Below are 23,188 nucleotides of genomic sequence, written 5' to 3' on the forward strand. Positions count from 1 at the left end.
AGAGAGGAAAAGCGAAAATAATTAACTCATAAGAGGCTCATGAGTTAAAAAGAGAGAGGAAAAACGAAAATAATTAACTCATAAAGGGTTCATGAGTTAAAAAGAGAGAGGAAATGCAAAAATAATTAACTCATAAAGGGTTCATGAGTTAAAAAAAGAGAGGAAATGCAAAAATAATTAACTCATAAAGGGTTCATGAGTTAAAAAGAGAGAGGAAATGCAAAAATAATTAACTCATAAAGGATTCATGAGTTAAAAAGACAGAGGAAAAGCGAAAATAATTAACTCATAAGAGGCTCATGAGTTAATAAGAGAGAGGAAAAACGAAATTTATTAACTCATAAAGGGCTCATGAGTTAAAAAAAGAGAGGAAATGCAAAAATAATTAACCCATAAAGGGTTCATGAGTTAAAAAAGAGAGGAAACCCGAAAATAATTAACTCATAAAGGGTTCATAAGTTAAAAAAAGAGAACTGGACACTAATTGACCAACTCATTGAAAAAGAATCTTCGTGATGAAGATTCTTTTTGGGCAACTCTATTAAATACTAACTAAATAGATAATCTCAGATTGGAAATCACCGGATCGTTTAGCAGTCTTTTTGTTAGGACCGTTGAATTCAGGTGAAAGCGGAATACCATTGTACATTAACTCATTTCCAAAAAAAGTTTGATTTTGGCCACTTATCAAGTAGTTGCGATTTGGATCTAATCCGACCAATTTTAATTTTGGAAACTTAGGTGGATTTGGAGTTGCAAGTATTTTATACCAGCCTATAATTGATTCGCTTTTGTCTTTACTAACTATCATCCAAGCAGCTTCATTTCCTTTGAACGGATTAATTAAACGATAAAAATCACCATTTCTGATTAATGATTGATGTTCTTTGTAAAACAGAATTTGATTTTTAATTTCTAATTTTTCTGCTTCGGAAAGTACAGTTAGATTCAATTCGTAACCAAATGTTCCGAACAATGCGACATTTGCCCTCGTTGATAATGGGGTATAACGTTGAGTTTGATGGTTAGGCGATGCGGATATATGAGAACCGATACTTGAAATTGGGTAGGGGAGTGATGTACCATACTGTATTTTAATTCGTTCGATTGGATCGGTATTATCACTGGCCCAAGCTTGTGGGGCGTAATAAAGTAAACCAGGATCAAATCGACCTCCACCGCCAGCGCATGATTCGAATAAGACATTTGGAAATTCAGTGATTAATCGTTCGAATAAATCATAAACCCCTAAAATATAGCGATGGAAAAATTCATCTTGTTGATCGGAATTTAGTGAATTTGAATAAGCTTCGGTAATATTTCGATTCATATCCCATTTTATATATTCTAAATTTGTTTCTCGTATAATACTGGCCATTTTATGATAGATTTCCTCTATGACCTCTTTCTTTGAGAAGTCTAATACAAATTGATTTCTTCCTAGTGTGACTGGCCGATTTGGTGTACTAATGATCCAATCAGAATGATATTTAAACAAATTACTATTTGCACTTACCATTTCCGGCTCAAACCAAAGTCCAAATTTTAACCCTAGTTCATTAATTTTTTGTGCAAAATTTTTAAAACCATTAGGGAATTTCGCATAATTTGGATACCAATCACCTAAAGAAGTAGAAGCATTATTCCTTTTCCCAAACCATCCGTCATCAAGGACAAATAATTCAATTCCTAATTCCTTTGCATCTTTAGCTAAATTAAGAAGAGTTTCTTCATTAAAATTGAAATAAGTAGCTTCCCAATTATTAATTAAAATAGGTCGATCAGCATTTTTCCATTTTCCTCTTATTAAATGGTTACGATATAGATCATGATAGGTTTGACTCATTCCGTTTAAACCATTTTCAGAATATACCATTACGACTTCAGGTGACTGGAAGTGTTCATTTTCAGATAGTTTCCATGTAAATCGATATGGATGGATTCCCATTAATACCCTTGTTGTATCATATTGATCGACTTCTATATTGGCTAAAAAATTTGAACTATAAATGAAATTAAAACTATATACTTCACCTTGTGTTTCTGTTGTTTCTTTTCTTTTAAGAGCTATAAATGGATTATGCTGATGTGAACTCGCCCCGCGTATACTAGAGATACTTTGGGTACCTTGCTCTAAAGTTCGTTCCTTTATATGTCGTTCTCTTGCCCAAGTACCACTTAATTGAATCATAGTGAATTCTTTGTCAGGAAAATCAATGGATGCACTCATAAATCGTTCTAAATAAAATGGCTCCACCGATTGATTACATATATAGGCACTTCTAGTAATGACAGATAAATTTTTAAAAATTGTATAAGATAATATAAGTTCGGCATTAAGGGTTGAATCTTCTAAAACAATTTGAATGGTTTCTGCATCTTCTTCATTCTCCGTATAAGTAGCTGGTAAACTTTGTAAAAGGGGTTTTCCTTTTGTTATTGAATAGTATTTATAGATGAAATTTGAAATATGGCTTCCATTAAGCTGACGGATACTAAGTGCAGGTTCCCGATAATCAGAAGTTCCATAGACTGGATATTCCTGTCTTAACGTTTCAAGACTAAGTGATCGGTCACCAAAATAATAAGAAGTATAGGTTGTCGGGGTATGATCATTTAGAATCTGTGAAAAATCAGAATGAATATCAATAGCCTTTCCAAAATATAATGACCCTAGATGACCGTTTCTCATTACATAGAACAAATAACTTATTTTTCCATTTGTAAGATGAAACTGTTTTTTATCTTCATCTACAAAAATAAGCATAATAACACCTCAAAGTTTTTTAATTTAATGTTTTTCAGTAAACGTAATTGACTACATTGAAAGGTAACTTTGTCAAATTGTTATGACACAAACTATTAAAAAATTAATATATTTTACATTTCTACGAAGAAAAATAGAAATTTAAATGAAATTTTATCCTAATTTTCATGAGAATTTCATATTAGGGTTTTATTATTAATTAGTCTTAAATTTTTTCGTTTCATTTTTATAGGATTATCGAATAGTAGTTGACTTTATAAAAGTAAGATTTAAATCGAAAGTTAATTTTTCGTGTGAAATTTAAATAATTAAAAATGAAATAAGTAATTGTAAAGTGGTGTAACAAATATGAAATTTTATTCAAGTTGGAGTCAAGAAAAAAAACATTTAGTATTAGCATTCATTTTAATGCTGATCTATCTTTCTCCATTATTCATTTTAGGAGAAAACGCTCATATAAGAGTTCATGATAATCTGGATTCAAATATAGCATGGTATAAAACACTTAAAAATTCTGGTCAATTATTTGGTGGTTTAAATTCTACAATCCCACAAATCATTAATGGATTACCAAGAAATGCATATGGAACAGAATTTAGTGGGATTCAGTGGCTAAATAATATATTTCCACCAATGCTAGCATACTCATTTGCCCAAGCAATCACTAGAGTTTTTGCATTTTTGGGTATGTATTTGTTATTAAAAAAACATTTTATAACATTAAAAGAAAACTACATGATTAGAGTATGGGTTTCGCTTGCGTTTGCACTAACTCCATTTTGGCCATCAGGGATGTTAAGTACATTGGGGATGCCATTAGCACTTTGGGCATTTTTAAATATAAGAAGCGGCAAACACAATTGGAAAGATTGGATTACTTTAATTTTATTACCATTCTATTCTAGTTTTGTATTAGGATTCTTTTTCTTTTTAGCATTTATGGGCTTTTTATGGCTAAGGGACGTAATTGTCAAAAAGAAACTGAATTTAGTTTTCTTTTTAAGTATTTTATTAATGACGATAATGTATTTAGGGATCGAGTATCGTCTAGTTTATTCATTGGTTTTTCCAACTGAACCTACTAGTAGAAATGAATTTGTAAGCTCAACTTTAGGTTTTTGGCATACGGTTCGATTAGTATTCAAGAACTATTTCTTAGGACATACTCATGTTTTGACTCTTCACACTTTAGTCATCGTACCTTTATCATTTATAACGTTTTGGATAATTAGAAATAAAAAGAGAAATATTAGTGAGCGAAGATTTTATTATTTATTTGTCTTAAACTTTTTACTATCTGTTTGGTATGCATTTTGGTTTTATAAAGGATGGAAGCCGTTAAAAGACCATTATCAACTATTAAATACATTTAATTTTGCTAGATTCCATTTTTTAAGGCCATTAATTATTTATATGATGTTTGCAGTTGGTGGCTATCTTTTATGGTTAAAAGGAAAAGGCTGGCAGAAGTTTGTAAAAATATGTCTCGTTGTTCAAGTTCTTGTTATGTTTTGTGCAAATGACGAAATCGTATATCGAGTAGCTGGTAAGCCGTCATATAAACAATTTTATGCAGTTGATCAATTTACAGAAATTGCAAAATACATTGGTAAACCGAAAAATAGTTACCGAGTTGCAAGTATTGGGATTCATCCAGCGATTGCACAATATAACGGTTTTTACACACTTGATACTTATAATAATTTTTATTCTTTAAAGTATAAGCATCAATTTAGAAAAATTATAGCTCCAGAACTTAAGAAAAGTCCCTTACTTGAAAATTACTTCGATCATTGGGGTGGAAGATGCTATATTTTTGTAGCGGAATTAGGGAAAAATTATGAATTCAAAAAGAACTCGAACGTAAGAATTCATCATCTGCAGCTAAATATGAGTGTGTTTAAGAAAATGGGTGGGCAATATATCTTTTCTGCAGTACCAATAGATAATGCAAAAAGTAATGATTTAGTATTGAAAAAAACCTTTGATAATAAAAATTCAGCATGGCGAATTTATTTATATGAAGTAAAATAACGGTTGAAATGGAAGGAATAATATATATGAAAAGACCTTTATTAACAATAGTTGTTCCTTGTTATAATGAGGAGGAAGTCTTTAAGGAAACTTCTAATCAACTTTCTCTCGTATTAGAAGATTTAATAGATGACCATTTGATTTCAGATGATAGTAAAATTCTATTTGTAGATGATGGAAGTAAAGATCAAACATGGAAATTAATCGAAAATGAAAGTAATGAAAATTATTATGTTAAAGGATTAAAGCTTTCTAAAAACGTAGGGCATCAGAATGCGCTTATTGCAGGTCTTGAAATTGCTAACAAGCATTCAGATTGTGTGATTTCTATTGATGCCGATTTACAAGATGATATTAATGTCATTCGTACATTTGTTGAAGAATTTATAGATGGTTACGATATCGTTTATGGCGTAAGAGATAGTAGAGAAACAGATACTTTTTTTAAGCGTTCAACTGCGCTTGGATTCTATCGATTTATGAGTAAAATAGGGATTAATTTAGTGCCCAATCATGCAGATTTTAGGTTAATGAGTAAACGAGCATTAGATGAGTTATTCAAATATAAAGAGATTAATGTTTTCCTAAGAGGACTAGTCCCACTCGTAGGTTTTCCGACCACAAAGGTCTACTATGATCGTAAGGAAAGATTAGCTGGAGAATCTAAATACCCATTAAAAAAGATGATTTCATTTGCATTTGATGGAATTACTTCTTTTAGTATAGCTCCAATAAGATTCGTTACATTGCTAGGATTTTTATCAATAATCTTTAGTTTAATTGCTGGAGGCTATACAGTTGCACAGCATATTTTAGGAAATACCATTATTGGTTGGCCGTCATTAATGGTCTCAATTTGGTTCTTAGGTGGAATTCAGCTTATGGGAATCGGAATAATTGGTGAATATATCGGAAAGATTTACCATGAAGTTAAAAAACGCCCAAGATATGCGATTGAAACGGATTTATACTCCACGAACAATTCTTTCGAGTTTCTAAAAGAAGTGGTGCATAATGGGATGAAAGATGAATAGAACCTTTTTTCGTTTTATTGCAGTAGGAGTTCTAAATACGATTGTCGGATTATCTGCAATCTATTTATTACTACATTTACTTGGCTTGTCATATTGGTGGTCTACTTTTTTAGGAAATACAATTGGAGCATGTGTAAGTTATTTATTAAATCGCAAATTTACATTTAAAAGTCAAAGCTCAGTCTCAAAAAGTGTTCCACTATTTATCATCGTCATTTTAGTAAGTTATTTTATTGCCTATAATCTTGGGGCAAAAATAATCGATTTCTCATTAAGCAATACAGATTTTATTTCAGATAAAATGAAAACTGATTTAGCAGTTTTAATTAGCACAGGTTTATACACAATCGTAAATTACTTTGGCCAAAAATTGTTTGTTTTCCATAATAAACGGGAAAATGAAAACTTGGTTGATGAAGAAGGAATATAATTTTATTGAATAGTAGTAATTACTGGGATTAGGAAAAGATCGTACAACTTTCTCTTCTCAGTAAAACTATTATGTTTAACAAAATCAAAAGTCACTTTAAGTGGCTTTTTTTTGTTTGTCTTCATTAGAAAATACATACTATATAATCATGTTTTTTTAGTAATTTTAATAGAACATAAATTTATATAAAATATACCGAACTATAAATTGGTTTTAAGTGTATATAAAGTAAAAGGTAAAAAGGGGGGGAGATCTAGTGGCTGAAAGTAATAAAAATAGTTTAGAAGAATTGTTTAATAATCACTCTTCTTTAGTGTTTCGTACTGCTTACTTTTTGACGAAATCAAAAGAAATGGCTGATGACATAACGCAGGAGACCTTCATTCGCATATTTAAAAAAATGGATTTATTTGATGCTACTAAATCAATTGAACCTTGGATTTATAGAATAACTGTTAATGTTACGCGTAATATGATTCGAAAACACAAGATAAAACATATTTTTAGTTTGAATTCTGCAATTTCAACTGACAAAATTGTAGAAAATTCAATTTTAAAAAATGAAATGGAAGATGAACTTTGGAAAGAGATTAACTTGTTACCTTATAAGAGTCGGGAAGTGATTGTGCTTCATTATTATTTAGAACTTAAATTGGAGGAAGTGGCAACTTCATTAAATATTCCAATAGGAACTTGTAAATCAAGATTAAATTATGCACTAGTAAAATTGAGAAATCGCTTATCCGACAATGAAATTCTTAAAGTTGATCATAGACTAAAAAGGAGTGAATCTAAATGAAGGAAAACGCTCCAATTTCTGAAATTAAAGAGACGCTTAAAAACAACTTGGATGTACATAACACTACAGTCACATTTCATCAGGTGTGGAATAAGGCGCATGATAAACGAGAAAATAAGCGAACTAGGATCACAATTGCTTTAGGTGTATTCGTTTTATTGTTTCTAACGTTTTCAATGATTAATAAACTTTCTTTTAAAAATTTATTTAATGATTCTAGTGACAGTTCATCTGTACACGAAATGGCTGATACAGTTCAAAATTCTACTATGGCTTATTTACTAATGAATGGAAATGAGTATGTATTTCAAGGGCATGTTGAAACTAATAAATTTACAATTAAAGAGCAATTAGGGGTTGTTCAAAAAGCAATTAGAGGTGAAGCAGTTTTAAAAGACAATTTTTCTTCTAATATATTAAATGTAGGCGATAAAATTTATTCTACAAATGAAAATACGAAAGTTCTAATTGTAGAGCAAATGGATGGGACAAAATTAAAATTTTTAGAAAAATAATTTTTTCTCATAAATTAAGTGTTACTTATTGTCCAAATAATAGATGGGAGGCATAGCAAATGTCCAAAAGGTTAATTGTATCTCTGCTTTTTATCCTTTTTACTTTTACTGCTTGTTCACAAAATGATAGCTTGAAAGGTGATAAACCTCCAAAAACACAGATTAAAGTAGGGAATCAAACATATGAAACGAAGCTAGGAACGTATTGTTGGGAGTCAAAAGGGCAAGCAGAGTGTGTTGATACGGCTGGACCAATTGAACTTTTAAAAGATGAAAAGAAGATTCCAGTAAAAGCGGGTGAAGTTGTAAAAATCGTAATGAATTATAGTCCAAAACCGGGAGAAATCCATCTAAATGAGATTGTCAATAATAAAGAAAGCGAAGTAATAATTGAAAATAACCACTTTACTGTACCAACCAAAAAAGGAATCTATTACTATTCTTACGGAGTATATTGGAGGGATAAAAAAGATAAACATGTTTCACATGGAGACGCATTTTATGCTTTTGCTTTAGAAGTGAAATAAGTAAAAAACATACGAGTTTCATTGAAAACTAACCTAATTTAAAAAGTTATTAACTGTTTGGAAAATAGTTAAACAAGGAAAAACAATAAAACATATAGAAATTAGAATATGAACACGACTACCTAGAGGTGAAAATTATGAACTTACGATTAGACAAAGCAACTATCGCAGATGCACAAATCATTTTTGACATGCAAGTAAAAGCCTTTTTGCCATTGTTAGAAAAATATCAAGATTTTGATACAAGTCCTGCAAACGAATCAATAGATCGGGTAATTAAGAGGATTAACTATCCTGCAGGAGGTTTTTATAAAATTTTGCACGATGATGTTCTTGTTGGAGCAGTCTGTGTTTATTGGAAGGAAAAAACGCAATTTTGGATTAGCCCGATGTTCATTTTACCAGAGCACCAAGGCTTGGGATTTGCACAAAAGGCAATTCAACTAATAGAGCAGCATTTTCCACAAGCAACTACTTGGGAATTAAGAACATTACTAGAAGAAAGACGAAACTGTCATTTATATGAAAAAATGGGGTACAAACAATCAGGCGAAACAAAACGGTTAAATGAACGCACAACACTTGTAGGCTATAAAAAAATAGTAAATAACGAGATGTATATTTGAACGTGAATTTGTATGGAAATTATTATTTCGGTAATTTCGATATAGTTCTCTGGAATTTCATTTTATGTTAGCTAATTATTTTATTATAGATCGTTTTTTTAAAACCAAATAATTAGGGAGTTTAATATGCAGAAATGGAAAACGCTAAATTCAGAATATATTTTTAAGACTCCATTTGGAAATTTAAGAAAAGATAGCTGTGAGTTGCCAAATGGAGAAATTATTCAGGATTATTATGTTAATGAATACTCAGACTGGGTTAATGCTATTGTTGTAACAAAAGAGAATAAAATAGTGCTAGTAAACCAATTTAGATATGCTGGCCAAGAGTTTTTTATAGAAATTCCAGCAGGTAAGGCAGAAGTAAACGAAACTTATACTGAAGCCATTTTAAGGGAAGTAAGAGAAGAGACTGGCTATATTACAGAAACTGAACCAATTTTATTAGGTGAGTTTTTTATTAATCCATCAACACAAAATAATAAAGTAATCTCTTATTTAATTTTAGATGCTAATCATGCATTTGAACAAGAACTTGATTCTACTGAATTTATTGAAATTAAATTAGCAGATATAGATGAAGTATTCGCTAAAATAAAGAATGGAGAAATAAATCAACTCTTTACAGTAAGTGCATTTTATTTAGCTTTGCAGCATTTAACGAATTTAAAATTAGTTTAAGTTTTCGAGGGGGCAATCCTAAAGGTCAGGAAAACTGACAAATGGGTGTCCCCTTATTTAAATTAAAAATGGTTGATTTTATAGTCAGTCTAAGAAAGCTTTATTTGCTTGAAAAGTTTGTACCTAACACCTCGGTCTAAAAATGAAATGAGGGGTATCTTAGAGATGAATTTTATTTTCAGTTGTATTTTTGATCCTTTTTCATAGATTTTAAACAGATTTCGTAATTATTTTAGTTGGTTTAGAAAGATTTAGAGAAAACTTACTAATTTTCTTTTTATCAGCAGTTAATTCGAACAGTATTTACGTGATAATACCCTAACCGGTATGGGTATTACCAAATTTTTGGGGAATACAAGGAAATTTAATTGCACTTTTCCTATTTTTAATTGCAGATTTGTAAATTTTAATTGCATTTTTCATAATTTTAATTGCAGTTTCACTAGTTTTATTTGCAGTTTACCGTTTATTTGCAATATCTTATCTGTTAATTGCACATTCCAAACACTTACTTGCATGATCCATGGTTTAATTTGCACATTCCACGTTTATAAGAACACGTTCTTTCACTTCAGTTATTTCTATTTTCACGTTTTGCGGTTTAATTTTTATTTCGACTTCTAAACCACTCTTCTTGTAAAAGACATTAAAAAGAAATCCCCTAAAAGTTATACAATTTGGAATTATTCTATTTATTTTGCAAACTAACAATTCAGTAGATTTACCGATGATATAATTAAAATAGATAAGCCATGTTTAATTTAAAATATGAGTTGTGAAAATTTTGGGAGGATGTATGAGTTTAAATAGGGGTTCTAGTCTTTTTAAAAGTCGTAATTTTTTGATGTATTGGTTAAGCTATTTATTTTCTGCATTAGGTGACTCTATTTACTATTTTCTAGTTCCTTGGATGATAAAGGAACTAACAGGTTCTGGTATTATGATGGGGACTTTTTTGCTAGTAGTAGGAGTACCTAGGATTGTGTTTATGCTTATTGGTGGAGTGATTGTAGACCGATTTGATGGAAGAAAAGTTATGATCTTGTCTGATCTACTTCGTTCAATCTTAATTTTAGTTATGTTTTTCCTTCTTATATTAAATAGTATTAATATGACTTATATTTTGATTTTAGGGTTTATTTTTGGAACTGTTGACGCATTTTATTGGCCTGCAGTTACTTCGATTCGACAGAGAGTAATAGAAGACAGTAAAAATGTTCAATCAAATAGTTTATTTGCCGGAACTTGGCAAATCACAGCCTTAATAGGACCAATAATCGGTGCTTATTTATATCAATTTGATAAAGGGAAAACATGTTTTATATTTATTTGTATTACGTTCGCTGTCTCAGCATTAACTTTGATTAAGCTGAAGCTAAAGCCAATAAAGAACGTTTCCAAACCTGATAAGCAATCTACCCTTAAAGGGGAACTTATTTTTGGATTAAGATTCATTTTACATAATCGTTTAGTTCTTACGTTAATCATTACAATGCTTTTTGCTAACGCCAGTTTTAGAATGCTATTTGTTGGATTACCTTTTTTAGCACAATCGTTCGGTGCAAATGAAAATGAGTTTGGCCTGATGCAGTCAATGTTAGGAGGCGGTGGGATCATTATGTCTCTAATTCTAGCTTTTGTAATTATATTAAAAAATCCAAGTCTTAAGCTAATTATGATAGCCGTTTCTCTTCAAGGTTTGGGGCTACTTTTATTAGGATTCGCAACAAATGTTTGGGAAGCAATAATTATTATGGGATTAATTGGCATTGCTTCTGCATTAGTAAGTACAATAGTACCAAGTGTATTTCAAAAAGTTATTCCAGTGGAAGTAATGGGAAGAGTTTCCAGTGTTAATATGATTGTTGCTCAGGGAATTGTACCAATAGCACAAGCATTAGGTGGCTGGTTTATTGAGGTTAGTAGTCCAAGTGCACTTTTTATAACTGCAGGACTCGTAGAAACTTTAACAGGCATTATAGCATTAATGATACCAACGGCTGTAGTCCTAAACAATCGAAATAAAAAACATACTGCATAACTGAAAAATACGATAAAAATAGGGGACCCATGGATAAAATATTAAAAGAAATAGCTAATTTAATAAATAGAGAAAATAAAAGAATCATAATAGGTATTTCTGGTCATGGTGCATCTGGAAAGACAACGTTTGCACATAATCTATTAAAGTTAATAGGACAAACAGGCGTAAATTATATAAATACTGATCCGTATATTATTGGTTCTAGTCTCAGAAAATACACAAGTATAAACTATGAATATAATAATGAGATACATCAAGATAAAATGACTGCTTGTCATCCAGCTGCTCATAATGTAGTGGTATTAGAAAGAGATATTCTAATGTTGAGAAATGGTGTAGATTTTTATTCGATAGGCACTCGATATGCTAAGAGTGAATTAATTTCAACAAAAAATAAAATTAATATTATAGAAGGTATGAGTGTTGCTTTTACTGAACCGAGTTTGTATGATTTGAAAATTTACATCTATACAGACGGTGAAACGGAATTAATGAGAAGAAGTATTCGCGATGTTACTGAAAGAGGAACTGATCTTGACTATTTAAAAAAATCACATGAAGAGCGGAGAATTCAATACGAATTATTTATGCATCCTTATCATGGGAATTTTGATTTAGTTTTAAAAAATACAAATACAGATTATATTGTTGAAAAAGATTCTTTTAATTTAATAAAAAAGGACAATACAAAATAAAAATGTATTGTCCTTTCATATTTTTTTATCCTAATCAAAAGGATCGTTATTGCTCAAAAATAAAAGTTTCTTTAAAATGTCTTACGTTATTTTGTTCAAGCACTTTTTCCCAAGTAATATCAATTTCTAATACTGTTGCCTTCACAGAAATAGGAAAGTTTTGATGATGAAAGTCGCTTTTCCTAGAAGCTAAAACATTCTTATCCTCAGATGTAAAAAGTTCGAACATAGTTTTGGAACCTGGTTCATTTCGAAAAGCTTCAACTCTTACGTTTTGGATCTTTTGATCGCCGATATTGTTAATTTTTAAACTATAAGTATTATATACACCGGGTTTAGCCTTTGTAAGATTAGGGCCTGTTATCGCTTTATCAATACTTAATTTCCACTGATTTGTATTCTCTGTAATAGGTAGTTGTTTTAAAGATGAAGCTTGAGATTTAATTGGAAAACTAATCAACATTACAAGGGCAATAATAATTGGAATTTTTTTCATTCTATACCTCCTTTTTTATGTAGGATGTACTAATTATTAATATTTATTAATTGAACGAAACAGATTTAATTATGGATTACGGTTTTAGGGATGGATAATTTTACCAGTAATCTATTAATTTGATAAAATAAAGATAATAATTTTTTAGAATAATAGGAGATTTACTATGAAAGATAATGAAATGACTGTTTATCATATTGTTACAAAGAAAGAAATGAAAGTAGGACAGATTATTGAATTCAACAATAATCAAAAAAACACGTTATATAGCTTTTTTTTTGAGATGGAGCAGTTAAATTCAAAGGGCGAAGATTTTATCAATATATTTTACAATCATTATACAGAAAAGGGGTTAAATTTGGATGTAGAAAATACTGAAGTTGCTAGGAAATATATTAGTCAAACAACTAGAGCAATTAGAGAAGTGATTTTAGAAATGGTTAGATTACAAGAATACCCAGGATATCCTTCAAGGTTATCTTGTTTATATGCTGCAAAAAGTTATGAGGATGCATTAAAGTGGAAAGAAATCTTTGATTCTTTCAACCGAAAAGTATTACAAATTGTTAAACTTCGAGTTAATGGAAGTTCGTTTTTAGGGGATGGTAATCTTTTACCGAAAGAAGATGGTGTATCATTTGCTCAGAAAATTAATCAAGCTAAGGAATATTGGAAGGGAAATGTTATAACTGAACTTCCCGAGCTTCTAATTAATGGGAAAATTGAAGTGATTGAAATTATTGATGATTTCATGGCTTAATTAATACTCTTATTAAGCCGAAAACTTGGCATAAATAGGTTGTCAAAATAAATAAACTAGTTATAGGAAGTACAATCATTGATGGTTTTTCAATGTTAGGAGTTATTTGCAGGAAGGGTTAATCTAAATTGAATAGTCTACTGAGCTCTCGATGCTTAAGCTTTGCTATTTAGAAAGTAGCTCGATCATAGGGGAGAAGGGGGATCAGTTATGCATTTTGAAATGTATACTTGGCCACATTACATCTTAATGATTTCTCCGTTTATTATGAGTTATATTTTGATCAAAGTGATGAGTGGAAAAAGAGTTGAAGCAAAGCATTTTGTTGGTAAAATTATTGCTTTTATTTTAATCCTTTTTATGGTCATTCGAAATATTTATAATTATTTTAATGGAAACGATCTATCCGATATCATACCTCTACAGCTTTGTCATCTATCTGCTTGGTTGATTGTACCTTGGGCGATTCTTACTAGAAATAGATTTATATCTTTGATTGCTATTACGCTATCATTGCCAGCAGGTTATATTTCATTAGTTTTTGCAGATTCTTTAGTTAATTACTCGAGTTTGTTTGAAGTGGGTGCCATTTGTTATGTAATTCTTCATGAATTTATCGTAATAGGTGTATTGTACTTACTATTTATTTATCGTCCAAAATTTAATTTCAATGTTTTTTTGAAGAGCTTTGCGATATTAGTAGTTTATTTTTTAATTACGATTATAATTAATAACTTATTTATTAATCACGGTGTGCCATCTTTTTATTTTTACAGTGTATTACCAGAACCAGGTACACCATTAGAAACCTTTTATAATATGGGATCAAACGATCATGTATTAGGTTTAACGATTAATCCAATCTATAACTTATTGGTACTTGCGGTCTCAACAGCAATAATGCTAACTATGTTTGGATTGTATTTGGTTTTACAGAAAAACGTTAAATCTTAGGCTTATATTCACCAGTATGGAACGATTTTTCGTTCCTTTTTTTGTTTAACTTGTTTAATAAAGATTAACTTTTATTACAAATTGTTCATTTAAATTAAAAAACTATTAACGCTAGTTAAACAATTCCTAAATATTCATCCTTTATATTGAAAGTAAGAAATATTTCAATGAGGAGTGTTATTGATGGGAAAAAAGAAAACATTTATTAGTGCAGCTTTATCATTTGCCGCTGTTTCAACACTTGGTTTAAATCATTTTGTCGATGCAAAAGGAAACTCTAATTCTGAGAGTAATCATCATGGTAAGGCAAAGAATGTGATTGTTTTTGTTGGGGATGGAATGGGCGCAGCACATCGCGAAGCAATTAGGCTTGCTACTGTAGGACAAAAAGGTCAACTAGCGATGGATGACATGCCTTATACTGGGCTTGTACATACGAGTTCAACTTCAGTTATTACAGATTCTGCAGCTGCTGCAACTTCAATGGCTTCAGGAGTAAAAACTTATAATGGAGCTATTGGTGTTGATGAAAACAAAAAATCAGTAAAAACAGTATTAGAAATGGCAAAAGACGCAGGTAAATCAACTGGCTTAGTAACAACTAGCCAAATTACTGATGCGACTCCAGCTGCTTTCGGTGCTCATGTTACTGATCGATCAAAGCAAAGTGACATTGCTAAGCAGTATCTTGAAAATAGTAAAGTAGATGTCCTATTAGGTGGTGGGGAAGATTTTTGGTATCCTGCTGGAAATGCTGGGAAATACGAAGATCATCCTGCAAAAGACACAACTGAACAGAGTAAAGGAACACAAGGTAATCTTGTTGACGAGGCTAAAAATCTTGGTTATAACTATGTGACAAATTCAAAAGAACTACAAAATGCAAAAAGCGGTAAGTTGTTAGGACTATTTGCAAACGAAGAAATGTTTGAGCAACGTCAAGAAGGTGAAGGGGATCTTTACGAACCAGTAGTATCACTTCCAAACATGACTCAAAAAGCAATTGATACCCTTTCAAAGAATAAAAATGGTTTCTTCTTAATGGTTGAAGAAGAAGGAACTGATGAAATGTCTCATGAAAATAATGCGGAAAAAATGATTAAAGCTGGTCAAGAACTAGATAAATCAGTTTCAATCGCAAAAGAGTATGCAAAAAAACACCCTGATACTCTAGTTCTAGTTGTAGCAGATCATGAGTGTGGTGGATTAACGATTGAAGATGTTGATAGTAAAGATGAGTCTGGAGATGGAATTTCAAAAGAAGACGGTCCATTTAAAGTAGCAAATAGTAGCAATCAATTTATGATTGATTGGACAACAAGTGGACATGGTGGTGTAACGGTACCTTTAACAGCAACAGGTGCTGGAGCAGAACAATTGTCAGGATCATACGAAAACACTCATATCTATGAAGTTCTTAAAAAAGTAATGGGTTTGAAAAAATAATTGTTGAATAGAAGTAAAACGGGGCGTCTCATAAGTCAGAATTTCTGACTCATGGACAGCCCTGTTTTGTTTGTTTTCAAGACTGTTTTTACAGTCTTATTATTTTGTTAAGAGTATTTTCTATAGAAGGAATACTAAGGCGTTTTCTTGAAATGTAGATTAAGATAATAAAATAAAGGGTGAGTTAAGTATGTATGAATATTTCAATGGATTCGTCATAAGGGAAGGTAATGAAGGTATTCCTGTTGACGATGTTGAAGCACTTTTTGAAGACGCTGGGTGGGTTAGAAACACTCCATTATGGCAAAAGGAAAAATTTACATTAATTTTTAAAAACTCTTCTTGGGCATTTACTGTATGGGATCAGAACAAAGTGATTGGGATGGTAAGAGTCATTTCAGATCAAGTTATGGTGGCCAATATATTGGATTTGGTTGTTTTATCGGAGTATCAAGGCAAAGGGCTCGGGACAAAACTAGTTGAACTTTGCGTTCAAAAGCTCCCGCACGGTGATTGGTTTGCTCATACTTCTTCTAATAATTTTGATTTCTATCGAAAATGCGGTTTTGATGTAAAAGACTTATCTCAAAATGGCACTTGTGTCTATTATGGCTATAAGCAGGCACGCATTGATGGACACCGTAAGTAATTAATAATTTATCAAACTACTTTAATTTTCGTTATAATATTAATGAATAAATTTATTTCTAGCATTAACAGGTTTTTGTAAAAACTACATAAAAAAATGGAGAGTAGGGGTGAGCCAGGTGACAAAAATTGCGATTATTTCAGATATTCATGGAAATAAAACAGCATTAGAAGCAGTTTTAAAGGACATTAGATTAAGGGGAATCGAACGAATTTTTTGCTTAGGTGATATAATTGGAAAAGGTCCTCAAGGTTCAGCCTGTATTGAGCTTATTCAAAAGAATTGTGAACAAGTAGTTCGTGGAAATTGGGATGTATTTATTCAGGCACCTTCTGATAATGATTTTATACAGTGGTTCAAAGAGAGATTAACAGAAAATGATTACCAATATCTTAATTCGTTACCATTTAATATAGATCTTGAATTAAATGGACAATTAATAAGATTTTTCCATGCCTCACCAAGAAGTGAATTCGAACGAATCTTACCATTTCATCCAATAGAAAAACGATTATCTATGTTTGAAAATAGTGAAATAACAAATTCAAATATAAGTGATCAATCACCTGATATCGTCTTTTATGGAGATATACATACAACATTCCTAGAAACTTTTAAAAACGGTATTTTATGTAATGTTGGAAGTGTCGGAAATTCACTAGATCTAACAACAGCTTCATATGCAATCTTAGATGGAACATACTCCACAAATTCAATCCAATTTGTAAGGGTAGAATACGATCAAGAAGCTGAAATTGAGATTGCAAAAGAGTTGGATTTACCTTATTTAGATAAATATTATGATGAAATTATGTTTGGAAAATATAGAAATTCATAATGTACATAAAAACCAGTGGGTAACTGAATTTTTCCTACTGGTTATATTTTTAATCTCACTTTTTGACACATTCTTAATTCAAATATAGAAAATGTAAGCAACTAACAAAAAAGCATACTAATTAAATTTTCAACAATACTAGATAAATGAATTAGTAATTGAATGAATTAGATTCATACGAACATTAATGATTGGAGTTTTTAATTTGGAAAACAAACGTAATATTATCTTATACGTAGGTACTTCAATTGATGGTTATATCGCAAATCCTGATGGTACTTTAGAATGGCTAGAAACAACAGAAGTAGAAGGAGACTCTGGCTACAATACTCTATTAGAAAGAATTGACACTGTAGTTATGGGAAAAAGTACATACGATGTCGTTCGTGGATTTGACATGGATTATCCATATAGCACATATAAAAATTATGTATTCTCAAAATCTACAACTGGATCAGATGAATATGCTTCTTTTATTGATGAAGATATTAAAACTTTCGTAGAAAACTTAAAACAAGCACCGGGTAAAGACATTTGGTTAGTTGGTGGAGGAAACTTAGCACGAGAATTTTTTAAAGAAAATTTAATTGATGAATTTCAGATAGCTATTGCACCAATAGTTTTAGGGAAGGGTATCTCCCTTTATAGCGGTGATAATATTACGCAAAGCTACAAATTAATGAAAGTAGAAAAATTAGGTCAACTTGCAATGCTTCATTATGTTAAGAAATGAAGAGTATCAATTTGATTTCTAAAATATAATTATTTTTTACCTAAATTAAGGGCTGATAATACAGCCCTTTTTTGGTGAATTAGTTGAGGGATTAATACTTAATTTGAAATAAAAGATGTATTGTATTAGATAAAGGAATCAATCTTAATTTACGGAATTTAAATAATATAAATTCTATTAAAAGGGTGATTATAAACTTGCGTATCGAACAAGAATTACAAATAAGACCAATAAATGAAGAAGACTTATATACACTTTGGACTTTAACTTTCAAAGAAAAAGCTCCAGAATGGAAAAAGTGGGATGCACCATATTATGAGCATAAATCTATGACTTTTGAAGAATATTTAACTACAAAAGATCGGGTTGTGAATCAAGATTCGATGTGGATTATAGAGGTGGAAGGAAAAATAATTGGAATTGTTAGTTATTATTGGGAACATAAACCTTCTAACTGGCTCGAAATGGGAATTGGGATATATGACCCTCAATACTGGAGCGGTGGATACGGTACTAGTGCATTAAAACTTTGGATAGACCACTTATTTAATACTTTACCATTGGTGCGTGTAGGTTATACTACTTGGTCAGGAAATTATCGAATGATCAAAGTTGGTGAAAAATTGGGTATGACTATGGAAGCGAGATTGAGAAAATGTCGTTACTATGACGGACATTACTATGATTCTATTCGTATGGGGTTATTAAGAGAAGAATGGGAAGATTTTAAAAAAGATAAGATCATCGAGTTGGATAGTCGGGTTTAATCGTTTAATTATCTGTTGGTTTTTGTAAAAAAAAGGAATTTTAAGTAAAAGCTAGAAACTCCTATGTAGTAGAGTATAGGGGGAGAATTAAATGGAAGATTATAAGAATATTAATGTTGAAAATATAAATATTGTCGATAAAAATGGCACGGTAAGAATGCGTTTATTTAATAATGATCATATTCCGCCAGCAATTATGGACGGGAAAGACATTCTTCCTGGGCATAGGCAAGAGGACCCGATTGCAGGATTGATGTTTTATAATGGGGAAGGCGATGAGTGCGACGGTCTTATATTTGGCAGTAAAAAGGATGATGAAGGAAACTATGAATCTTATGCTTCATTAACTTTTGATCAGTATAAACAAGATCAAGTCGTACAAATGCATTATATTGATGAGAACGGACAAAGACATTATGGGTTTTCCGTTTATGATCGACCGAACATGACATTACCAGAATTAATGGAAAGAACACGCGATATTCAAAACTCTGACCTAACTGATGAGGAACTAGAGAAAGAGTTAGAGACTATTTGGAAAGGTAATACACAGCGTGCATTTATGGGGAAAAATTCAAAAGGTGAAGTAACCATTCAGCTATCAGATTCAAAAGGTAAACCTCGGATCAGAATGGTAGTGGATGAAAACGATATTCCACGGATGGAGTTTTTAGATGGCGATGGAAATGTAACGTATAAAATTCCACCTGAATGATAATAGATTATTGAAGTTCGATACATAAAAGCTACAGTAAAGGATTTTTTAGGTAAGTAAGAAGGGAAAGTATTATATGGTTGAAAAAAAAAATTGGAAAACTAACGCTATTGGGCACAAATTTATTACATCTTTTAGTGGTGGAAAGGATAGTGTTCTCGCTTTATTTAAAGCTATGAAAGTTGGCGATCCGGTCGGTTTAATTGTCATGCTTGAAGAAGAAGGAAATCGTTCTAGGTCTCATGGAATGCCTCCTGAACTTGTTCGTGAACAAGCTAAGTCAATTGGTTTACCGATCTATAACGGAGTAGCAAGCTGGAGTGATTACGAAAAAGTATTTATCTACCTACTAGAAAATGCTAAAAATCAAGGGGCAGAAGTATTAGTTACAGGGGACTTGGATATGCCAACTCAAGATTGTTGGCACGACATGCTCACAAAGAAGGTAGGCTTAAAGCTTGGGATGCCATTATGGGGAATGAACCATCGTGAAGCAGTCGAAGAGTTTATAAATTTAGGATTTATTACCATTGTTGTAACCGTTAATTTAAAGTTAGGAATGAGAGAAGAAGATTTAGGTCGTACAGTAACACATGAATTTATAACTGAACTTGAAGCTCGTGGAATTGACCCGTGTGGTGAAAGTGGAGAGTTCCACACGACGGTAATAGACGGTCCTATTTTTAAATACGCCATCCAAGTCAGAAAATGTGAGATTAGTAAAGACGAAGAATATGCGTATTTGCCTTTGGAGCTTGTATAAATTTTGATCTTAGAAATAAATGTATGCTGCCGTTTAATTTTAAAATATTCAATTGAATGGACGAGGTTTTGTAAAAAAATGCTAAATTTGACGAAATTCCCCCAAATTACAAAATTTAAATGTTAAGGTAAAATTAGAAGAAAATAATATTTTGGTTTTTGTTTTGGGATAATAAAAGGGGGAGTTTGACATGGGAACAACAAATAGTAAATCTATTTCTTCACTAACATTAGGAGTTTTATCGATAATAATACCGATTATCGGCTTTATACTTGGAATTATTGGTCTTTTTATTTCTAAAAAAAGTATAACTGAAATTAAATATTCAAACGAAAAGGGAAAAGGTTTAGCTGTCTCAGGTAGAGTTTGCAGTATTGTTGGAATATGTATTCAAATAGTTTTTATTTTAATCTTAATTTTAGGTATAGTCGCTTTCAATTCAATGAGTGATACCATGACGTTCTAAGGAGTTTTGAACTACATAGTAATACTAAAAAATCAAAAATTCTATTCATAATTACATATTATTTAGGAGGGAACCTATGGAAGTTTTTGCAAAGTATTTAGCAGGTATTGATAACCCAGATCACCGAGAACGAACAACTGAAGTTTTGGAGTGGATTGCAGGTAAGTTCCCAAATCTAGAATCTCAAATCAAGTGGAATACACCAATGTTTTCTGATCACGGCACATTTATTATCGGTTTATCTACGTCCAAGCAACATATGAGTGTTTCACCAGAAGAAGCGGGCATTGTACATTTTGCCGATGATATTGCAAAAGCTGGTTACAGTGCTACTAAAGGCTTGTTTAGGATACCTTGGAAAAAACCTGTCAATTATGAGTTACTTGAGAAAATGATTGAATTTAATATTCAAGAAAAAGCAGAATTAACTACTTTTTGGCGGAAATAAAGTTACACAGATATTATCGCAATTATTTATTAGTAGTGTAATTAGAGATTTATCGCTATGGAAGTGGCAGAGCATACAGTTACGTACAAATAGGTTCCAAAAAAGGATATATTGTAAGTTCACATTTAAAATAAAAGAGCCAAATGTGTGTGATTATAAGACTTAATGATAGTTTTATAATTATTTTTGAAGTGTATTGGGATTTTCTATTCAAATATACTGAATGTATTTTTGAATAGAAGCATCCGTCGATTTTTCGAGAGCTTTCAGAAGCTCTCTTTTATTTTTGGAAATTTTTTCATATATTTTGTATACTTTTTGGTTTCGTATTCGTCTAGTAAGCAGAAAGGAGGACGATGATGGATGACATAAATAAAAATAGCGAGCTCAATTCAGAACTTAATGTCGTATTTAGGTACTTAATTAAATTAGGAGTATCTAAATCGGATGCTGAGGATCTTGTTCAGGAAACTGCTTATAAATATCTACTTTATTATGATTCTATTAAGACTTCAAAAATTCGTAGTTGGTTGATAAGAGTTGCATTAAACGATTATTATGACCAATGTCGAAAGCAAAAGCGATCTCAGTTGAATTTCAATGAGATCTTTCTTGAAGCAGATGAAGTTGAGAATCCAGAAAATATTTTTCTAGAAAAGGAGCGAAACGAAGGACTCTCGATAGCACTTTCTCGATTAAAACCATATTTTAAAGAACTGTTACTTCTTAAGTATCAATCAGGACTTTCATATGAAGAAATCTCATCGTTATTAGACAAAAGTGTGAATTCGATTAAGACAAATTTATTTAGAGCTCGTAAAAAACTTGAAAAAATTTATAAGGAGGCAAATTATGAACGATAAGGATGGAATTAATAAAGAGGAAGAAATAGATTTTATTACAAGTTCCTCATTACAGAAAGTCGTTAAAAAATCAAAAAGGAAACAAACGATTAAATATATCTTTATTACGCTTCTTACAACAATGATCTTATTAGCTGCATTACTATACGGTGGTAAGTACATATTAAATAAGCGTACAAACATATTAAACTCACGTTTAGAGGCGAATCTGGATACTGAATATAGTACAATTCATGGAGCAAATTTATCAATAAGTGGAGGAGTAAATAATTACGAACTTTTCAGTGTCACAACCGACACAAGGATATACAAGACAATAGGAGATCGTACAATTCTATGGGATAAAAAGATGGAAAGAATCCCTTTATTTGGAAGAGTCAAAACGCTTGATCAAGGAAGTGGATCTGTAGAAGTCATTACACTTAATGAAGAAGCTCATCGGTATGTACGTTATAACGAATTTAATAATGAAAGAAAAATAGATTTCTATTATCCAGGTCTGTCTTATGAATACTTACCTCATGAGTTAGATATTGCTACAGATTTAGATAAGAACAAATTAATTGAAGTAGCGCTTTCTTTTAATAAACCTATGACGATAGAGGAATTAAATAAGCAGTTAGGTTACAAAAACGTCAATTGGTTATGGGTTGATACATCATCCAAAAAGCAGATGGACTATATGGAAAATGTATTAGATAGTGACGACGTAAAAACTAAAGGCGGTGGTGGTGCTTTTGGAATTACATTTTCTGGGGGAGTACCGCTTTCAGCAAAATATGGCGTGAATTCTTTCCTGAGCACATTGAACGAATTAAGCAAAAAAGGCAGTCATAAAAGTTCTGTGAAAGAAGCACTTTTAGGAATTAAAGAAAATACGAAAGAAACAAATGGAGAAATTCGTTTTAACGGTGCTGTGGTTACAGGTACAGCGGAGGAATTAAAAAGATTTAAAAGTTTAAAATTTATCCGCGCTTCTGTACTTGGTGCAACGATTGATAAATATTAAGATAAATTAAGTTTATTAGCTATTGATTGGATCATTAAAAGTTTAATATTTAAAGTATCCAATTAATTCATATCAAACTAATTATTGCATCATTAAGTTACATAATAATATAAAAGAGTTAGATATAAA

General features: G+C 31.2%; 25 protein-coding genes. 23 read left to right on the top strand and 2 right to left on the bottom strand.

Annotated elements, in window-relative coordinates; all coding sequences use genetic code 11:
• Nucleotides 1-541: 541 nt before the first annotated feature.
• Nucleotides 542-2,767 carry an alpha-galactosidase gene (locus tag CN692_RS13445; RefSeq protein WP_098119682.1) on the bottom strand — a complete coding sequence of 742 codons (2,226 nt, stop codon included), beginning with the start codon at nucleotides 2,765-2,767 and terminating at the stop codon, nucleotides 542-544.
• A gap of 348 nt (nucleotides 2,768-3,115) precedes the next feature.
• Between CN692_RS13445 and CN692_RS13450 the strand changes: the two genes are divergently transcribed.
• The 10 genes from CN692_RS13450 to CN692_RS13495 all read left to right on the top strand — a co-directional run bounded on the left by CN692_RS13450 (nucleotide 3,116) and on the right by CN692_RS13495 (nucleotide 12,152).
• Nucleotides 3,116-4,801: a DUF6044 family protein gene (locus tag CN692_RS13450; protein WP_098119683.1), complete on the top strand. Its 1,686-nt coding sequence runs from the start codon at nucleotides 3,116-3,118 to the stop codon at nucleotides 4,799-4,801.
• A gap of 26 nt (nucleotides 4,802-4,827) precedes the next feature.
• The gene (locus tag CN692_RS13455; RefSeq protein WP_098119684.1) at nucleotides 4,828-5,835 is read left to right on the top strand and encodes a glycosyltransferase family 2 protein; all 1,008 of its coding nucleotides are present in this window, start codon (nucleotides 4,828-4,830) and stop codon (nucleotides 5,833-5,835) included.
• Complete coding sequence (locus CN692_RS13460; protein ID WP_098119685.1) at nucleotides 5,828-6,265, top strand: GtrA family protein; 438 nt, start codon at nucleotides 5,828-5,830, stop codon at nucleotides 6,263-6,265. The genes CN692_RS13455 and CN692_RS13460 overlap by 8 nt, the downstream gene beginning before the upstream one ends.
• A 256-nt stretch (nucleotides 6,266-6,521) precedes the next feature.
• Entirely contained in the window at nucleotides 6,522-7,064 is a 543-nt protein-coding gene (locus tag CN692_RS13465) for an RNA polymerase sigma factor (protein ID WP_098119686.1), read from the top strand.
• On the top strand, nucleotides 7,061-7,579 hold the full coding sequence (locus CN692_RS13470) for a hypothetical protein (protein ID WP_098119687.1): 519 nt from the start codon (nucleotides 7,061-7,063) through the stop codon (nucleotides 7,577-7,579). The genes CN692_RS13465 and CN692_RS13470 overlap by 4 nt, the downstream gene beginning before the upstream one ends.
• Nucleotides 7,580-7,638: 59 nt before the next feature.
• Entirely contained in the window at nucleotides 7,639-8,106 is a 468-nt protein-coding gene (locus tag CN692_RS13475; RefSeq protein ID WP_098119688.1) for a hypothetical protein, read from the top strand.
• A 137-nt stretch (nucleotides 8,107-8,243) separates the two neighbouring features.
• Nucleotides 8,244-8,732, top strand: a complete 489-nt coding sequence (locus tag CN692_RS13480; protein WP_098119689.1) for a GNAT family N-acetyltransferase — start codon at nucleotides 8,244-8,246, stop codon at nucleotides 8,730-8,732.
• Nucleotides 8,733-8,858: 126 nt separating this feature from the next.
• Nucleotides 8,859-9,413 (top strand): NUDIX hydrolase, encoded by a 555-nt coding sequence (locus CN692_RS13485; protein ID WP_098119690.1) that lies wholly within the window; start codon nucleotides 8,859-8,861, stop codon nucleotides 9,411-9,413.
• A 796-nt stretch (nucleotides 9,414-10,209) separates the two neighbouring features.
• Nucleotides 10,210-11,454, top strand: coding sequence for an MFS transporter (locus CN692_RS13490; protein ID WP_098119691.1), 1,245 nt, complete (start codon nucleotides 10,210-10,212; stop codon nucleotides 11,452-11,454).
• 29 nt (nucleotides 11,455-11,483) lie between these two features.
• Complete coding sequence (locus CN692_RS13495; protein WP_098119692.1) at nucleotides 11,484-12,152, top strand: uridine kinase family protein; 669 nt, start codon at nucleotides 11,484-11,486, stop codon at nucleotides 12,150-12,152.
• Between the two features lie 46 nt (nucleotides 12,153-12,198).
• Here CN692_RS13495 and CN692_RS13500 read toward each other — a convergent pair whose 3' ends face one another.
• Nucleotides 12,199-12,648 carry a hypothetical protein gene (locus tag CN692_RS13500; RefSeq protein WP_098119693.1) on the bottom strand — a complete coding sequence of 150 codons (450 nt, stop codon included), beginning with the start codon at nucleotides 12,646-12,648 and terminating at the stop codon, nucleotides 12,199-12,201.
• A gap of 166 nt (nucleotides 12,649-12,814) precedes the next feature.
• On the opposite strand from CN692_RS13500, the gene CN692_RS13505 reads away from it, so the two are divergent.
• From CN692_RS13505 to CN692_RS13565, 13 genes are all read left to right on the top strand, one after another.
• Entirely contained in the window at nucleotides 12,815-13,408 is a 594-nt protein-coding gene (locus CN692_RS13505; RefSeq protein WP_098119694.1) for a DUF2441 domain-containing protein, read from the top strand.
• Nucleotides 13,409-13,618: 210 nt separating this feature from the next.
• Nucleotides 13,619-14,362 carry a TMEM164 family acyltransferase gene (locus CN692_RS13510; RefSeq protein WP_098119695.1) on the top strand — a complete coding sequence of 248 codons (744 nt, stop codon included), beginning with the start codon at nucleotides 13,619-13,621 and terminating at the stop codon, nucleotides 14,360-14,362.
• Nucleotides 14,363-14,545: 183 nt separating this feature from the next.
• Nucleotides 14,546-15,808 (top strand): alkaline phosphatase, encoded by a 1,263-nt coding sequence (locus CN692_RS13515; RefSeq protein WP_098119696.1) that lies wholly within the window; start codon nucleotides 14,546-14,548, stop codon nucleotides 15,806-15,808.
• A 190-nt stretch (nucleotides 15,809-15,998) separates the two neighbouring features.
• Entirely contained in the window at nucleotides 15,999-16,457 is a 459-nt protein-coding gene (locus CN692_RS13520) for a GNAT family N-acetyltransferase (RefSeq protein ID WP_098119697.1), read from the top strand.
• 118 nt (nucleotides 16,458-16,575) lie between these two features.
• A complete protein-coding gene (locus CN692_RS13525) occupies nucleotides 16,576-17,295 on the top strand; it encodes a metallophosphoesterase family protein (RefSeq protein ID WP_098119698.1) in 720 nt (239 codons plus the stop codon).
• 205 nt (nucleotides 17,296-17,500) lie between these two features.
• The gene (locus CN692_RS13530) at nucleotides 17,501-18,028 is read left to right on the top strand and encodes a dihydrofolate reductase family protein (RefSeq protein ID WP_098119699.1); all 528 of its coding nucleotides are present in this window, start codon (nucleotides 17,501-17,503) and stop codon (nucleotides 18,026-18,028) included.
• A gap of 197 nt (nucleotides 18,029-18,225) precedes the next feature.
• Nucleotides 18,226-18,795, top strand: a complete 570-nt coding sequence (locus CN692_RS13535; RefSeq protein WP_098119700.1) for a GNAT family N-acetyltransferase — start codon at nucleotides 18,226-18,228, stop codon at nucleotides 18,793-18,795.
• 91 nt (nucleotides 18,796-18,886) lie between these two features.
• Nucleotides 18,887-19,510, top strand: coding sequence for a hypothetical protein (locus tag CN692_RS13540; protein WP_098119701.1), 624 nt, complete (start codon nucleotides 18,887-18,889; stop codon nucleotides 19,508-19,510).
• Between the two features lie 76 nt (nucleotides 19,511-19,586).
• Nucleotides 19,587-20,273, top strand: coding sequence for a diphthine--ammonia ligase (locus CN692_RS13545; RefSeq protein WP_098119702.1), 687 nt, complete (start codon nucleotides 19,587-19,589; stop codon nucleotides 20,271-20,273).
• Nucleotides 20,274-20,463: 190 nt separating this feature from the next.
• Nucleotides 20,464-20,739 (top strand): DUF4190 domain-containing protein, encoded by a 276-nt coding sequence (locus CN692_RS13550; protein WP_098119703.1) that lies wholly within the window; start codon nucleotides 20,464-20,466, stop codon nucleotides 20,737-20,739.
• A gap of 76 nt (nucleotides 20,740-20,815) precedes the next feature.
• Nucleotides 20,816-21,187, top strand: a complete 372-nt coding sequence (locus CN692_RS13555; RefSeq protein WP_098119704.1) for an iron chaperone — start codon at nucleotides 20,816-20,818, stop codon at nucleotides 21,185-21,187.
• Between the two features lie 359 nt (nucleotides 21,188-21,546).
• Nucleotides 21,547-22,050, top strand: coding sequence for a sigma-70 family RNA polymerase sigma factor (locus tag CN692_RS13560; RefSeq protein WP_098119705.1), 504 nt, complete (start codon nucleotides 21,547-21,549; stop codon nucleotides 22,048-22,050).
• Nucleotides 22,040-23,059 (top strand): anti sigma factor C-terminal domain-containing protein, encoded by a 1,020-nt coding sequence (locus tag CN692_RS13565; protein ID WP_098119706.1) that lies wholly within the window; start codon nucleotides 22,040-22,042, stop codon nucleotides 23,057-23,059. Before CN692_RS13560 ends, CN692_RS13565 begins: the two co-directional genes overlap by 11 nt.
• Nucleotides 23,060-23,188: the final 129 nt, after the last annotated feature.

Source organism: Bacillus sp. AFS002410 (assembly GCF_002556365.1).
Lineage (GTDB): Bacteria > Bacillota > Bacilli > Bacillales > Bacillaceae_G > Gottfriedia.